This window comes from Streptomyces sp. NPDC046870, assembly GCF_040704595.1.
Classification (GTDB): domain Bacteria; phylum Actinomycetota; class Actinomycetes; order Streptomycetales; family Streptomycetaceae; genus Streptomyces; species Streptomyces argyrophylli.
Genome location: NZ_JBEYXM010000001.1, coordinates 943,412 through 958,160 on the forward strand (window position 1 = coordinate 943,412; position 14,749 = coordinate 958,160).

The 14,749-nt window shown below is 74.7% G+C and carries 7 protein-coding genes; all 7 read left to right on the plus strand.

Annotated elements, in window-relative coordinates:
• The first annotated feature begins 353 nt into the window (after positions 1-353).
• Positions 354-3,974 carry an FHA domain-containing protein gene (locus AB0946_RS04260; RefSeq protein WP_366759074.1) on the plus strand — a complete coding sequence of 1,207 codons (3,621 nt, stop codon included), beginning with the start codon at positions 354-356 and terminating at the stop codon, positions 3,972-3,974.
• A gap of 228 nt (positions 3,975-4,202) precedes the next feature.
• A complete protein-coding gene (locus AB0946_RS04265; protein ID WP_366759075.1) occupies positions 4,203-5,582 on the plus strand; it encodes an ABC transporter substrate-binding protein in 1,380 nt (459 codons plus the stop codon).
• Between the two features lie 70 nt (positions 5,583-5,652).
• Positions 5,653-6,933: a sugar ABC transporter permease gene (locus AB0946_RS04270; RefSeq protein WP_366759143.1), complete on the plus strand. Its 1,281-nt coding sequence runs from the start codon at positions 5,653-5,655 to the stop codon at positions 6,931-6,933.
• Positions 6,930-7,838 (plus strand): carbohydrate ABC transporter permease, encoded by a 909-nt coding sequence (locus AB0946_RS04275; protein ID WP_366759076.1) that lies wholly within the window; start codon positions 6,930-6,932, stop codon positions 7,836-7,838. The genes AB0946_RS04270 and AB0946_RS04275 overlap by 4 nt, the downstream gene beginning before the upstream one ends.
• Positions 7,839-7,990: 152 nt before the next feature.
• Positions 7,991-10,198 carry a bifunctional glycosyltransferase family 2 protein/CDP-glycerol:glycerophosphate glycerophosphotransferase gene (locus AB0946_RS04280; RefSeq protein WP_366759077.1) on the plus strand — a complete coding sequence of 736 codons (2,208 nt, stop codon included), beginning with the start codon at positions 7,991-7,993 and terminating at the stop codon, positions 10,196-10,198.
• Between the two features lie 125 nt (positions 10,199-10,323).
• On the plus strand, positions 10,324-12,525 hold the full coding sequence (locus AB0946_RS04285; protein WP_366759078.1) for a CDP-glycerol glycerophosphotransferase family protein: 2,202 nt from the start codon (positions 10,324-10,326) through the stop codon (positions 12,523-12,525).
• A 6-nt stretch (positions 12,526-12,531) separates the two neighbouring features.
• A complete protein-coding gene (locus AB0946_RS04290; protein WP_366759079.1) occupies positions 12,532-14,733 on the plus strand; it encodes a CDP-glycerol glycerophosphotransferase family protein in 2,202 nt (733 codons plus the stop codon).
• Positions 14,734-14,749: the final 16 nt, after the last annotated feature.

A 14,749-nucleotide genomic window follows, 5' to 3' on the forward strand; every position in this document is an offset into this window, starting at 1 on the left:
TTCCGGTGTTCCGACCCACTGTAGGCCGTGCTCCACGGCACCACGTACGCGTTCCCGAGCACGTTCGCGGGCTCGACGGGAAGACGCGCGGCCCGGTCCGCTGGTTGCCGGGGACGGACGTGACCGATCTCAACTGATCGCCGGTGACGTCTTGGTCAGGCATTTTTGGGGGCAGAGCCGACCAATCAAGATCACTTCTGCCCGGGTCACGGGCGCGTTGTCGGTGGCAGGTGCGAGGATGCGTGCAGCAGCTCCCTGGGATGCCTTCAGTGGCTGCTGGCCGACGTGCTCGTGCGGGGGTGGGGGGAAGTCCGCGCCCGCGCAGATCCGCGCAGAAGGGACCGCTGACGCCGATGCAGATCCGGCTGACCGTCGTAGACCCGCTCGGCCCGTCCCCGCAGCGGGGCCGCGCCGCGAGCCGCGACGTGCTGGTCACGGCTCCCGCGGGCACGGAACTGGCCGCGGTCGCGTCGGCGCTGGCGGGGGCCGTCACCGCGGAGGGCGGCACGGGGCGGGAGGCCGGCGGCGGTTCCGTGGTGCTGTACGCGGGCACCGAGCGGCTCGACCCGCGCCGCAGCACGCTCGGCGAGCCTCCGCTGGTCGACGGCGCCGTGCTGTCCCTGGGCGCCCCGGCGGCCCCCGAGCCGCATCCCGAACTGGACGACGCCCCGACCCGGCTGCACGTGGTCGCCGGCCCCGACGCGGGCGGGGTCCATCTGCTGCACGGCGGCCGGATCACGGTCGGCCGCTCCGCCGACGCCGACGTCCCGCTGGACGACCCCGACGTCTCCCGTCTGCACTGCGTGGTCACCGTCGGCGCGGACGGCCGGGTCTCGGTCGCCGACCTCGGCTCCACCAACGGCACGTCCCTCGACGGCGTACGGGTGACGGAGCGGCCGGTACGGGTGCCCGCCGGGGGCTTGCTGCGGATCGGAGAGTCCGCCCTGCGGGTGACTCCGTCCGGGGGACCCGGGATGCGGGTGCCGACGGTGGCCGACGGCGAGGGGTGCGTACGGGTCGCCGTGGGCGAGGAGCGGGGTCCGGCGGACGCGGCTCCGCCGGGGGCCGGTTCCGCCGTGCCGCCCGCGCGGACGCCCTCCTCCGGCGGGAGCGGTGCCGGTGAGGCCGACGGCGGGGCCGGAGGGTCCGCCGGTGGCGCGGGGCATCCGCACGGCGTGGCGCCTTCCGCCGGCGGGCGCCCCGGCGCGTGGGCCTCCTCCGGCGGTGCCCGGCACGCCTACGACCCCCACGGCTCCGGCTGGGACACCGGGGCCCGGGAGCACCGGCGCGGACAGTCGCCCGTCGTGCCGGGGCAGGCGGGCGCGCCGCGCGTGGAGAGTCCCGGCGGCGGCTCGGCCGGTGCGTTCCGCCCGGCGTCCGGTGCGGACACGCACGCGGGCAGGTCCGGGATCGCCGGTACCGGCGACGAGGACGCGCGGGCGCGCGGGCGCGAGGGGACCCCGCCCGGGGGCACCGACCTCCCGCAGGGTGTCCGGCGGCGCGGGCTCGGCGCCTGGGCGCGTCGGCTGGCCGGCGGGCGCGGGGAGCAGCCGCCCGGCCCGCAGGCGTACGGCGGTACGACCGCCCCCGCCGACGGCGTCCCGCCGGACGACGCCCCTCGGCAGCCGGAGACCTGGCCGGACCCGGCCGCGCTGCTGCTGACCGCGCTCGGCCCCGGGCCCCGCCTGTGGGAGCGCGGGCCGGGACACCCCGAGGCGCTGACCGTACGGCTCGGCACGGCCGACCGGAGCACGCCGGACGGCTCGGTCCTGCTGCCGGCGGTGCCGGTGACGGCCGCGCTGCGGGAGGCGGGCGCGCTGGGCCTGGCCGGTCCGCGCCCGAGGCTGTCCGGGCTGGCCCGCGCGGTGCTGGCCCAGCTCGCCGCGCTGCACTCCCCGGACCTGCTGGAGATCGTGCTGATCAGCGCGGACCACGCACGGCCGGTGGCGGACCGTACGGCCGAGTGGGCGTGGCTGGGCTGGCTCCCGCACGTCCGTCCGGGCCACGGCCAGGACTGCCGGCTGCTGCTGGCCTACGACCGTGAACAGGCGGCGGCCCGCACACAGGAACTGCTGCGCCGGGTGGAGGACCACGCGGCGACGGGCCGCACGACGGCCCGCCCCGCGCGCGACGCGGCCGTCCCGGCGGGGGCGCCGGGCCCCCACGCGCCGGCGCCCGCCGCGTCCCCCGGCGCCCCGGGCCCCGTCGGCGACGACACCGACACCCACCATGGACCGGGCCCCTCCCACGGGAGCTACGACGGACCCCAGGGGACCTATGGGGCTTACGGGACCTACGGTGGCCCGGGACACGCGGTGCGCGCCGCCGGCCCCGGCACCCCGGCCGTTTTCCCCGCCGACACCGAGCTGCCCGCCCGCCGCCCCTCCTGGGCCCGGGAAGCCCCCGGTGCCGGCGGCGGCTTCGGCGGACCGTTCACCGTGGTCGTCGTGGACGGGGACCCCGGCGGGGCCGCGCTGCGGGACGCGCTCGCGCGGCTGGCCGTGGCCGGCCCCCGCGCCGGGATCCACGTGCTGTGTCTCGCCGAGACCCCGACCGCGTCGCCCGCCTCCCCGGTGGCGGAGACGTACGAGGCCGCCTGCGCGGTGACGCCGACGTTCCGGCACTGCGGTGCCGTGGCGCTGCTCGGCGGGGACGTCGCCGCCACGCTGCGGCTGACGCGGGTCGCGCCGGGCGGTCCGGTCGGCCCCGGTTCGCCCGCCACCGTCGACGCCGTCTCCGCCGCCTGGGCCGAGCGGTTCGCGCGGGCACTCGCACCGCTGCGCCCGGACGGCCCCGCCGGCGAGCACCACGCGCGCGTGGCCACGCCGCTGCCCCAGTCGGCCCGGCTGCTGGACGAGCTGGGGCTGGCCCGGGCCACCCCGGCGTCGCTGATGGCCCGCTGGGCCGACGCGGCCGACGACACCCGGTCGCTGGGCGGGCGGGCCCGCGCGGTGCTGGGTGCCGGTCCGCGCGGACCGGTCACCGTCGACCTGGTGGCCGACGGACCGCATCTGCTGATCGAGGGGCCGGCCGGCAGCGGCCGTACCGAACTGCTGCGGGCCGTGGTCGCCTCGCTGGCCTCGGCCGAGCGGCCGGACCGGCTGGCCATGGTCCTGCTCGACGGCCGGGACGGGGTCGGCACGGGCGCCGGCCGCGGTGAGGGCCTGCGCGTGTGCACCGACATACCGCATGTGACCACGCACCTCATCGCCAACGACCCGGTCCGCATGCGGGAGTTCGCGCAGTCGCTGGCCGCCGAGCTGAAGCGCCGGGCGGAGCTGCTGGGCCGGACCGACTTCGCCCAGTGGCACGCCGGGCAGGAGGTCTCCGGCCGGCTGGTCGCCCAGCGCACGCCCCACCCCGGTGCCGCGCACTCCTCCGGTGACATCGAGACGCCCCCCAGCTCCACGCTGCGGCTGCGGCCGGGTGCCGCCGCCCGGCAGCGGGCCGCGGCCGTGGCGCCGCTGCCCCGGCTGGTGGTGGTCGTCGACGACCTGGACGCACTGGTCTCCCCGGCGCTCGGCTCGCCGGGGCGGCCCGCCGCCGGATCGGTGATACGGGCGCTGGAGGCGGTGGCCCGGGAGGGCGAGCGGCTCGGCGTCCAGCTGGTGGCGGCGGCCGGGACCGGCGGCCGTACGGCGGAGTCCGAGCCGGCGCGCCGGGCCGCGCTGCGCGTCACGCTGGACGCGCCGCAGCCGGGGCCGGACCAGCCGGCGCCGGGCCGGGGCACGCTGGTGTACGCGGACGGGCGGGCCACCGGTTTCCAGGGCGGCCGGGTGACGGGCCGTATCCCGCGGACCGCGACGCAGCGGCCCACGGTCGTCCCGCTGGACTGGGAGCGCATGGGCGACCCGCCGGCCCGCCGGCCCGTGCGGGAGCTGGGCAACGGCCCGACCGACCTGGCGCTGCTGGCCAGCGCGGTGGAGCGGGCGGCCCGTGAGGTCGCGGCGGCGGAGGTGCCCTCCCTGCTCTGACGGAACCCGTCACCCTCCAGGTGGAACCGGCCCCTCCCCGGCCGGCCCGCCCGGCTCCGTCGCCGGAGATCCGCGGGCATACGCCCGTGGTCACGAGCCGGTCACGATGAGCCGGTGGACACCGCAGGCGCTCTTGCCCACCCGTCGCGGCCCGGCGTACACCGGACCGCACGGGACAGAGTTCTGACGTTCAACAACGTTCAACGGAGAACGACGAACGGGGAAGTGATGCGCAGCAAGAGCAGCACGTTCCGGTCACACAGGGCCGTCACCACAGTCGCCGCACTGCTGACGGGAGCGCTGGCGCTCTCCGCCTGCTCCGGCAGTGACGACGACAAGAAGGACAACGGGGACAAGAGCAGCGGGGCCGCCGGCTCCACCGTCACACTGCCGAAGCTGAACGGCGCCCACCTGGAGGTGGCCGCCGTCTGGACCGGCGGGGAGCAGGCCAACTTCAAGAAGGTCCTCGCCGAGTTCGAGAAGCGGACCGGCGCCAAGGTCACCTTCGTGCCCGCGCAGGACCCGATCATCAACTTCCTCGGCTCGAAGATCGCGGGCGGCCAGCCGCCGGACGTGGCGCTGCTGCCGCAGCCCGGCGCGATCAGGCAGGCCGTCGAGAAGGGCTGGGCCAAGCCGCTCGGGGCCGAGGCCCAGCGGGAACTGGCGAAGAACTACTCGCAGGGCTGGCAGGACATCGGCACGGTCGGCGGCAAGCAGTACGGCGTCTACTACAAGGCCGCCAACAAGTCGCTGATCTGGTACAACGCCAAGGTCTTCGAGAACGCGGGCGCCCAGGAGCCGAAGACCTGGAAGGACCTGCTGACCGCCTCGCAGGCGGTGTACGACTCGGGTGTCACCCCGTTCTCGGTGGCCGGCGCGGACGGCTGGCCGCTGACCGACTGGTTCGAGAACGTGTACCTGTCGCAGGCGGGGCCGCAGAAGTACGACCAGCTCGCCCAGCACAAGATCAAGTGGACCGATCCGTCGGTGAAGCAGGCGCTGACCACCCTCGCCCAGATCTGGGGCAGGAAGGACTACCTGGCCGGTGGCCAGACCGGCGCGCTGCAGACGGAGTTCCCGCAGTCGGTCACCCAGACCTTCACCGGCGGCGACCAGCCGAAGTCCGCGATGGTCTACGAGGGCGACTTCGTGCAGGTGAACATCGGTGAGACCAAGGCGAAGGTGGGCACGGACGCGAAGGTGTTCCCGTTCCCCGCGGTCGGCGCGGGCGCGCCGGTGGTCTCCGGCGGTGACGCGGCGGTGATCCTGAAGGACTCCAAGGCGGCGCAGGCCCTCGCCACCTTCCTCGCCTCCCCGGACGCGGCCACGATCCAGGCCAGGCTGGGCGGCTACCTCTCGCCGAACAAGAACGTGCCGATCTCGGCGTACCCGAACGCCGTGCAGCAGAAGATCGCCAAGGCGCTGATCGCGTCCGGTGACGACTTCCGCTTCGACATGTCCGACCAGGCCCCGCAGGCCTTCGGCGGGACGCCCGGCAAGGGCGAGTGGAAGGACCTCCAGGACTTCCTGAAGAACCCGAAGGACGTGGCCGGCGCCCAGGCCAAGCTGGAGAAGGACGCGGCGGCGGCGTACGGGAACGGGGGCTGATCCGGTCATGGCGTCGGCAGCGGCGGCCGGGGCCCCACCGGGCCCCGCCGCGCCCCGCAGTCGCAAGAGCGTGACCGGCACCCGCAGGGCCGTGGCGGTGCTGTTCCTGCTGCCCGCGCTGGTGCTGCTGGGCGCGCTCGTGGTCTACCCGATCGGGTACTCGCTCGTCCGCAGTTTCTACAACGCCTCCGGCGACGGCTTCGCCGGCTTCGACAACTACAAGACCCTCTTCACCGACGACGGCATCCGTACCGCGCTGAAGAACAACGTCCTGTGGGTGGTGTTCGCGCCCACGGTCTCCACCGCGCTCGGCCTGGTCTTCGCGGTGCTGACCGAACGGGTGCGCTGGGGAACGGCGTTCAAGCTGGTCGTCTTCATGCCGATGGCGATCTCGATGCTGGCCGCCGGGATCATCTTCCGGCTGGTGTACGACCAGGACCCGGACAAGGGCGTCGCGAACGCGGTGTGGGTCGGCGTGCACGACACGTTCGCGCAGTCGTCGGCGTTCCCGAAGGCGCACCCCGGCCGCGAGTCGCCGCTCGTGGCCCAGGGCGGGGGCTTCGTCACCAAGGCCGCCGTGCACACCGGGCAGCCGGTCGTCCTGCCGCTCGTCGGCGTCGCCCCGGACCAGTTGCCCGACGGCGCGAAGAAGGCCGCGGCCGCGCGGCCCGAGCCGGGGAAGGTCACCGGCACCACCTGGCAGGACTTCACCCGCGGCAAGGGCGTCGGGAAGCTCGGCGCGCCCGATCCGTCCGAGGTGGGCTACGCCGGGATGCGGATCGAGGCGGTGAAGGACGGCCGGGTGGTCGCCTCGACGAAGGCGTCCGGCGACGGCACCTTCTCCCTGCCCGCGGCGGCCGACGGGGCCCGGCTCCGGCTGCCCGCGAGCAACTTCAAGGAGCCGTACAACGGGGTCGAATGGCTCGGCCCGGCGCTGGTCACCCCGGCGATCATCGGGTCGTACGTGTGGATGTGGGCGGGGTTCGCGATGGTGCTGATCGCGGCCGGGCTCGCGGGCGTGCCCCGGGAACTGCTGGAGGCGGCACGGGTGGACGGCGCCACCGAGTGGCAGGTGTTCCGCAAGGTCACCGTGCCGTTGCTGGCACCGGTGCTGGCGGTCGTCGTCGTCACACTGATGATCAACGTGCTGAAGGTGTTCGACCTGGTGTTCATCATCGCGCCGGGCTCCTCCCAGGACGACGCGAACGTGCTGGCGCTGGAGCTGTACCGCAAGGGCTTCGCGGAGGGCCAGCCGGGCGTCGCGAGCGCGATCTCGGTGTTCCTGCTGCTGCTGGTGATCCCGGTGATGCTGTTCAACGTTCGTCGGCTCAGGCGGGAGGTGCGGCGATGACGGCGACCGCCGGAAGCATCGGGAAGGCCGATCCGGTCAGGACGGCCAAGGCCAGGCAGTCGGTCGCCTCCCGGATCACGGAGCGGCTGGGCGGCGGAGCGGTCCGCGTGGTCCTCGTCCTCGTGGGCCTGTTCTGGCTGGTGCCGACCATCGGCCTGCTCGTCTCCTCGCTGCGCACCCCGCAGGACATGAGCGCCGGCGGCTGGTGGACGGTGTTCACCGAGCCGTCCCAGCTCACCGTGGACAGCTACCAGAAACTGCTGGAGAACTCCGACATCACCAACTCCCTGGTGAACACGGTGCTGATCACGGTTCCGGCGACCGTCCTGGTCGTGGTGATCGGGGCGCTGGCCGGGTACGCGTTCGCGTGGATGGAGTTCCCGGGCCGGGACTGGTGGTTCCTGGGCGTGGTGAGCCTGCTGGTGGTGCCCGTGCAGGTGGCGCTCATCCCGATCGCCGAACTGTTCGGCAAGATCGGCCTGTTCGGGACGATCCTCGGGGTGATCATGTTCCACACCGGCTTCGGCCTGCCGTTCGCGGTGTTCCTGCTGCGGAACTTCTTCGCGGAGATCCCGCGCGAGCTGCTGGAGGCGGCCCGGCTGGACGGCGCCGGTGAACTCCGGCTGTTCGCGCGGGTGGTGATGCCGCTCGGCGGGCCGGCCATCGCGAGCCTCGGCATCTTCCAGTTCCTGTGGGTGTGGAACGACATGCTGGTGGCGCTGGTGTTCACCAAGTCGGGCACCCAGCCGATCACGGTGGCGTTGCAGACACAGGTACGGCAGTTCGGCAACAACATCGACGTGCTGGCGCCCGGCGCCTTCATCTCGATGGTGATCCCGCTGGCCGTGTTCTTCGCGTTCCAGCGGCAGTTCGTGTCCGGGGTGATGGCGGGCGCGGTCAAGTAGCCGGGGAGGGACATCGCGCGGGGCGGGCCGACGGCGGCCCGCCCCTTCGCGTTCCCCCGTGGTAGCCCGAATGCCGCAAGGGGCCGTAACCAAGTCACTCCATCGGCCGTTCCCGGGCAGAACGCCCGCGCCGACCGACCCATGGATGTCCAGTGCCCAGGTTCAGTGTCATCGTCCCCGCGTACAAGGTCCAGGCGTACCTCCCCGAGTGCCTGGACTCGGTGCTCTCGCAGTCGTTCCCCGATCTGGAACTGATCGCCGTGGACGACCGCTCACCGGACGCCTGCGGCGCGATCATCGACGAGTACGCGGCCCGGGACGCGCGCGTGAAGCCCGTCCACCTGGCCGTCAACCAGGGGCTGGGCCGGGCCCGGAACGCGGGGCTCGCCGAGGCCACCGGCGACTACCTGGTCTTCCTGGACGGCGACGACACGCTCACCCCGGACGCGCTGCGGGCGGTGGCCGACCGGCTGAAGGAGACCGGCGACCCGGACGTCCTGGTCTTCGACTACGCGCGCACCTACTGGGACGGCACCCGGGTGCGCAACCAGCTCGCCGCCGAGCTCACCGAGCAGGGCCCGGCGCCGTTCCGGCTGGAGGACCGGCCGGGGCTGCTGCGGGTGCTGATGGTGGCCTGGAACAAGGCGTACCGGCGGGAGTTCGTCGCCCGGCACGGCTTCACGTTCCCGCCGGGCTACTACGAGGACACCCCCTGGACCTTCCCGGTGCTGCTGACGGCCGAGTCGCTCGCCACCCTGGACCGGGTGTGCGTGCACTACCGGCAGCGCCGGCGGGGCAGCATCCTCCGCACCACCAGCCGCAGTCACTTCGACCTGTTCGAGCAGTACGACCGGGTGTTCGCGTACGTCGCGGAGCGGCCCGAACTGGCACGCTGGCGACCGGAGTTGTTCCGCCGGATGGTCGACCACCTCACCGTGGTGTTCACCAGGCGGGACCGGTTGCCGCGCGGCAGCCACGGCGAGTTCCTGCGCCGGGCCCGCGCCCACTGCCGCCGCCACCGCGTGCCGGGAACGCGCCTGCGGCTGCGGCACGGCCTGGTCCGCTTCGGGCTGCACCGCACGTTCCGGGCGCTGCGGCTGGCCGCCGCCGTCCACCGGCGCGTGCTGCGGGTGGCGCTCAAGCTCGCCCGCGCCCTGCGCACCGGCGCGCTGCGGCTGCACTACGGCGTCCAGCTGCGGCTGCCGCTGCGGTCCGACCGCGCGGTGTTCGCCGCCCGGGAGGGATACGGCGACCCGGCCGCGCTGGAGGAGGCGTTCCGGGCGCACGCCCCCCGGCTGCGCACGGCGTGGGTCGCCACGCCCGGGCGCGCGGTGCCGCCGGGCCCGCGCCGGCTGACGCCCGGCACCGCCGCCTACTGGACGGCGCTGGCCCGCTCCCGCTACCTGGTCAGCGACGCCCGCTTCGAGCGGCGGCTGCGCAAGCGGCCCGGGCAGGTCGTCGTGCGGGCCCTGGAGGGCACCCCGCTCGGACACGCGGGCCTGGACCTGCTGGAGCGCCCGGCGGCGGCCCGCGGCCTGGACTTCGCGGAGCTGCTGCGGGACGTCGACCAGTGGGACTACGTCCTGTCCGGCAACCGGCACGCCACCCTGACCTGGGAGCGGGTCCTGCCGGGCGGCTACACCACGCTGGAGTACGGGCTGCCCCGCAACGACGTCCTGCAGCGGGCGACCGCGGCGGACGTGGCCCGGCTGCGGGCGTCGCTGGGCGTCCCGGAGGGCGCGGTCGCCGTCCTGTACGCGCCCGCGCACCGCGACCACCGGCGCACCCAGCAGCCCCTGCTCGACCTGGAGCGGATCGTGCGCCGCCTCGGCCCGCGCTTCGTGGTCCTGGCCCGCACCCACGCCCCCGCCGGGGGCACCCGGGTCATCGACGTCTCGGGCCACCCGGACCTGGCGGAGCTGTGCCTCGCCTCGGACGCGCTGCTCACCGACTACGCGCCGGTCCTGTTCGACTACGCGGGCCTGGACCGGCCGATCGTGGTGCACGCCGAGGACTGGGCGGCGTACGAGGCGTGCCGTGGCGCCTACTTCGACCTGCGCCGGTTCCCGCCGGGCGCGGTGGCGCGCAGCGAGGACGAGCTGATCGACATCTTCGCCTCCGGGCACTGGCGCGGCTCGCGCTCGGCTCAGCTCCGGGCGGCGTTCCGGGAGCGGTTCTGCCCGTGGGACGACGGGCACGCCGCCGAGCGGGTGGCGCGGCGGGTGGTCCTGGGCGAGACGGAGCAGCCGCCCGTGGTGCCCCTGGCGGACCGCACCCCGGCCCCGTCGTCCTGCGCGCGCTCCCCGCTGGCCACCGTGCCGCAACCTTCCGAGCCCGTCCCCGTCACCGAGAGCCGCTGAACGGCGTTGGTCATACCGGGAGTTCCCATGCCCCTCGGCTCGACGCGGCCCACCCCGAGCCGGCCGTCCACGTGGCGTCCGGCGGGACGGCCCGGCCGCGTCCGCACGACGACAGAAAGAACAGAATGCCCCGCTTCAGCATCATCGTCCCGTCCCACGGGGTCACCGGCCGGCTGTCCCAGGCGCTGGACTCGGTCCTGTGCCAGTCCTTCGGCGACCTGCAACTGATCCCGGTCTGCGACGCCCCCGACGCCCCGGCCGCCGAGGTCGCCGCCGGGTACGCCGAGCGGGACTCCCGGGTGACCCCCGTCCACTCGCCGCCGTCCGAAGGGCTGAGCGGGGCGCGCAACGCCGGCATCCGGGCGGCGACCGGCACGTACCTGCTGTTCCTCGACGGCGACGACCTGCTGCTGCCGGGCGCGCTGGCGGCGCTGGACGCCCGGCTGTCCGAGACGGCCGGCGTGGACGTGCTGTACGCCGAGCACGAGCGTGTCCCCTGGTGGGAGGGCGAGCCGACGAACCCGGCCGCGCCGCTGCTCGCCGGGGCCCCGAAGGGTGCGTTCGCCCCCGCCGACCGGCCCGCGCTGACCGGCGTCCAGCTCCCCGCCTGGAGCGCCGTCTACCGCCGCGCCTTCCTCACCGAGCGGGAACTCGCCTTCCCCGAGGGCCACTTCACCGACCTCGGCTGGGGCGGGCTGGTGACCGTCGCCGCCGAGCGGATCGCGGTGCTGCGCCGGACCGTCGTACGGCACCGGGTGCGCCGCCAGGGCAGCCGGCTCAATCTGCCCGGGCCGCACCAGCACACCCTGCTGGACCAGGTGGAGCGGGTGCTGACACGGGCGGCCGAGCGCGCGCTGCCGGCCGAGCGGACGGGGCCGCTGTTCGACCAGTTGTTCGCCGTGGTGCTGAAGACGGCGTCCCGGCCGGAGCGGCTGCTGTCCGGGCGCCGGGCGTTCTTCCGCCGGGCGGCCCGCCTGTACCGGCGGCACCGGCCGGCCGGCCACCCGGTGCCGGGGGGCAGCCTGGGCGTGCAGCACCGGTTGCTGGCGGCGGGCGCGTACACGGCGTTCCGGGCCCTGCGCGGCGCCAACCGGGCGGCCGGCGCCGCCGCCGGGCGGCTGCCCCGCCCGCACATGCTGCGCACCCGGCTGCGCTACGCCCGCGACCTGCGCCGCCCGCTCGACCCGAACCTCGCGGTGTACTGCGCCTACTGGGGCCGCGGCTACGCCTGCAACCCGGCGGCGATCCACGCGAAGGCCCGGGAACTCGCCCCGCACATCCGCTCGGTGTTCCTGGTCGAGGCCGGCCAGGAACACGCCGTGCCGGGGGACGTCGAGTACGCGGTGATCGGCTCCCGCCGCTACTGGGAGGTGCTGGCCCGCGCCACGTACCTGATCAACAACGCCAACTTCGCCGAGGGCGTCGTCAAGCGGCCGGGCAGCGTGCACGTGCAGACCCAGCACGGCACCCCGCTGAAGACGATGGGTGTGGACCAGTCGACGTACCCGGTGGTCGCCGCGCAGTCCGGCAGCTTCACCAAGCTGCTCGGCCGGGTCGACCGCTGGGACTTCAACCTGTCGTCCAACCGCCACTCCACCCAGATGTGGGAGCGCGCCTTCCCCGGCTCCTACGAGCACCTGGAGTACGGCTATCCGCGCAACGACGTCTACTACACGGCGACCGCGCGGGACGTGGCCCGGATCCGGCGGGAGCTGGGCGTCCCGGAGGGCAGGACGGCCGTGCTGTACGCGCCGACCCACCGCGACCACCACAGCGGCTTCGAGTCCGGCCTGGACCTGGAGGCGTTCTGCGCGGCGGCCGGCGAGGACGTCGTCGTGCTGCTGCGCGCCCACTACTTCTACGACCGGGGTGGCGTCCGCGGCTCCGGCCGGATCATCGACGTCACCGCCCACCGCTCCGCCGAGGACGTGTGCCTGGCCGCGGACGCGCTGGTCACCGACTACTCGTCCATCATGTTCGACTACGCCAACCTGGACCGGCCGATCGTCGTGTACGCCGACGACTGGGACGTCTACCGGGAGACCCGGGGCGTCTACTTCGACCTGATGGCCGAGCCGCCGGGGCTGGTCGCCCGGACCCCCGGGGAGCTGGCCGCCGTCTTCCGCGACGGCTCCTACGCGGGCCCGGAGGCCCGGGCGCTGCGGGCCGCGTTCAGGGAGCGGTTCTGCCAGTTCGACGACGGGCGGGCCGCCGAGCGGGTCGTGCGGCGGGTGCTGCTCGGCGAGCCGCCGGAGGCGGTTCCGGCCGTGATCCCGCTCGCGGAGCGCATCCCCGCACCCGCCGCCGCGACCCTCGTGAGGAGCTGACCCGCCGTGCCCCGCTTCAGTGTGATCGTGCCCTGTTTCAAGGTGCAGGGATTCCTGCGCGAGTGCCTGGACTCCGTGCTCGGACAGTCCTTCGGCGACTTCGAACTGATCGCCGTGGACGACTGCTCCCCCGACGGCTGCGGCGCGATCCTGGACGAGTACGCCGACCGCGACCCGCGCGTGAGGGTGCTGCACCTGCCGGAGAACGTGGGCCTCGGCCGGGCCCGCAACGCGGGCATGCCGCACGCCACCGGCGACTACCTCCTCTTCCTGGACAGCGACGACACCCTCACCCCGGGCGCGCTGCGGGCCGTCGCCGACCGGCTCACCGAGGCCGGGGACCCGGACGTGCTCGTCTTCGACTACGCGCGCACCTACTGGTGGGGCGGCACCCGGCGCAACGTCCTCGCGCACGTCCTGGCACAGGCGCCCGACACGTTCGCCGTCTCCGAGTACCCACAGGTCCTCGACCTGCTGATGGTGGTCTGGAACAAGGTGTACCGGCGCGAGTTCGTCACGGAGCACGGCTTCGCGTTCCCGCCGGGCTACTACGAGGACACCCCCTGGACGTTCCCGGTCATGCTCAGCGCCCGCCGGATCACCGCCCTGGACCGGATCTGCCTGAACTACCGGCAGCGCCGGCAGGGCAACATCCTGTCCACCACCAGCCGCAAGCACTTCGACATCCACGACCAGTACGAGCGGGTCTTCGCCTTCGTGGCCGAGCGGCCGGAGCTGGCGGCCTGGCGGCCGTACCTGCACCGCAAGATGGGCGAGCACTGCCTGGACATCCTGGCCAAGCCGGACCGGCTGCCGCCCGCCGACAAGGCCGAGTTCTTCCGGCGTACGGCGGAGATGTTCCGCCGGCACCGGCCGGAGGGCGCCCCGGTGGACGGGGAGGTCGCCGTGCTGACCGGCTCCTGGGCCGGGTACCGGGTCAGGCGGCAGGCGGCGCGGGCCGGGCGGGAGGCTGTCCGGCGGGCGGACCGGGCGCGCCGGGCAGCCGCCGCGCGGGCCCGCACCGGCTGGACGGCCCTGCACACCCTCCGGCCGCTCGACGACGACCTCGTGGTCTACTCGGCGTCCTCGCACCGGGGTGTGCTCGGCGACCCGGCGGCCGTCCACGCCGCCGCCCGGGAGATCGCCCCCCGGCTGCGCGGCGTGTGGGTGGTGCGGGACGCGGAGACGGCCGCGCGGCTGCCGGCCGGCGTCGAGCACGTGATCGTCGGTTCCCGGCGCTACCTGGAGGTGACCGCGCGCGCGAAGTTCTTCGTCAACGACGTCAACTGGCCCGGCGGCCTCTCCAAGCGCCCCGGCAGCGTGCACATCCACACCCATCAGGGCACCCCGCTGAAGTACGCGGGCGCCGACCTGCTGGACAAGCCGGGCGCCCGGCTCGGCTTCGACGTGCCGCAGATGCTGCGCCGGGCCGACCGCTGGGACTACAGCCTGGTCGCCAACCGCCACTCCGAGCTGGTCTGGGAGCGGGCCTACCCCTGCCACTTCACCTCGGTGCGCACCGGCAGCCCGCGCAACGACGTGCTGGTGAACGGCGGTCACAGCGATTTCCGGGAGCGGCACGGCATCCCGGCGGACCACACGGTCGTGCTGTACGCGCCGACCCGCCGGGACTACCGCCGCGGCGGGTACGTGGAGCGGTTCGACCCGGCCCGGTTCGCGGCCGACCTCGGCGAGGGGCACACCCTCGTGGTCCGGCTGCACCCGTCGCTGGCGAACGGTCACGCGCGCGGCATGGGCCTCACGGAGCTGGCCAGGCGCGGGGTCCTGGTGGACGCGACCGACGAACCACGGCTGTCCGACGTGCTGCTGGCGGCGGACGCGCTGGTCACCGACTACTCGTCCGTCATGTTCGACTACGCCAACCTGGACCGGCCGATCGTGGTGCACGCCGACGACTGGGCCGCGTTCACGGCGAGCCGGGGCACCTACCTCGACATCACCGCCGAGCCGCCCGGCCATGTCGCGCACTCCTACCGGGAGCTGGCCTGGCTGTTCGCCTCGGGCGGGTGGCGGGACGAGGAGTCGGCGCGGCTGCGCGCGGACTTCCGGGCCCGGTTCTGCGCGTACGAGGACGGGCGGGCCGCCGAACGGGTCGTACGGACCCTGCTGCTGGGCGAGCCGATGCCCGCCCCGGTGCCCCGGATCCCGGGCCAGGCGGCTTCCCCGGACACGCTGACGTCGGCCTAGCGGGGGACATTCGAGG

Coding starts and splice junctions, on each gene's coding strand:
- AB0946_RS04260 (WP_366759074.1), top strand. CDS start 354: ATGCAGATCCGGCTGACCGTCGTAGACCCGCTCGGCCCGTCCCCGCAG.
- AB0946_RS04265 (WP_366759075.1), top strand. CDS start 4,203: ATGCGCAGCAAGAGCAGCACGTTCCGGTCACACAGGGCCGTCACCACA.
- AB0946_RS04275 (WP_366759076.1), top strand. CDS start 6,930: ATGACGGCGACCGCCGGAAGCATCGGGAAGGCCGATCCGGTCAGGACG.
- AB0946_RS04285 (WP_366759078.1), top strand. CDS start 10,324: ATGCCCCGCTTCAGCATCATCGTCCCGTCCCACGGGGTCACCGGCCGG.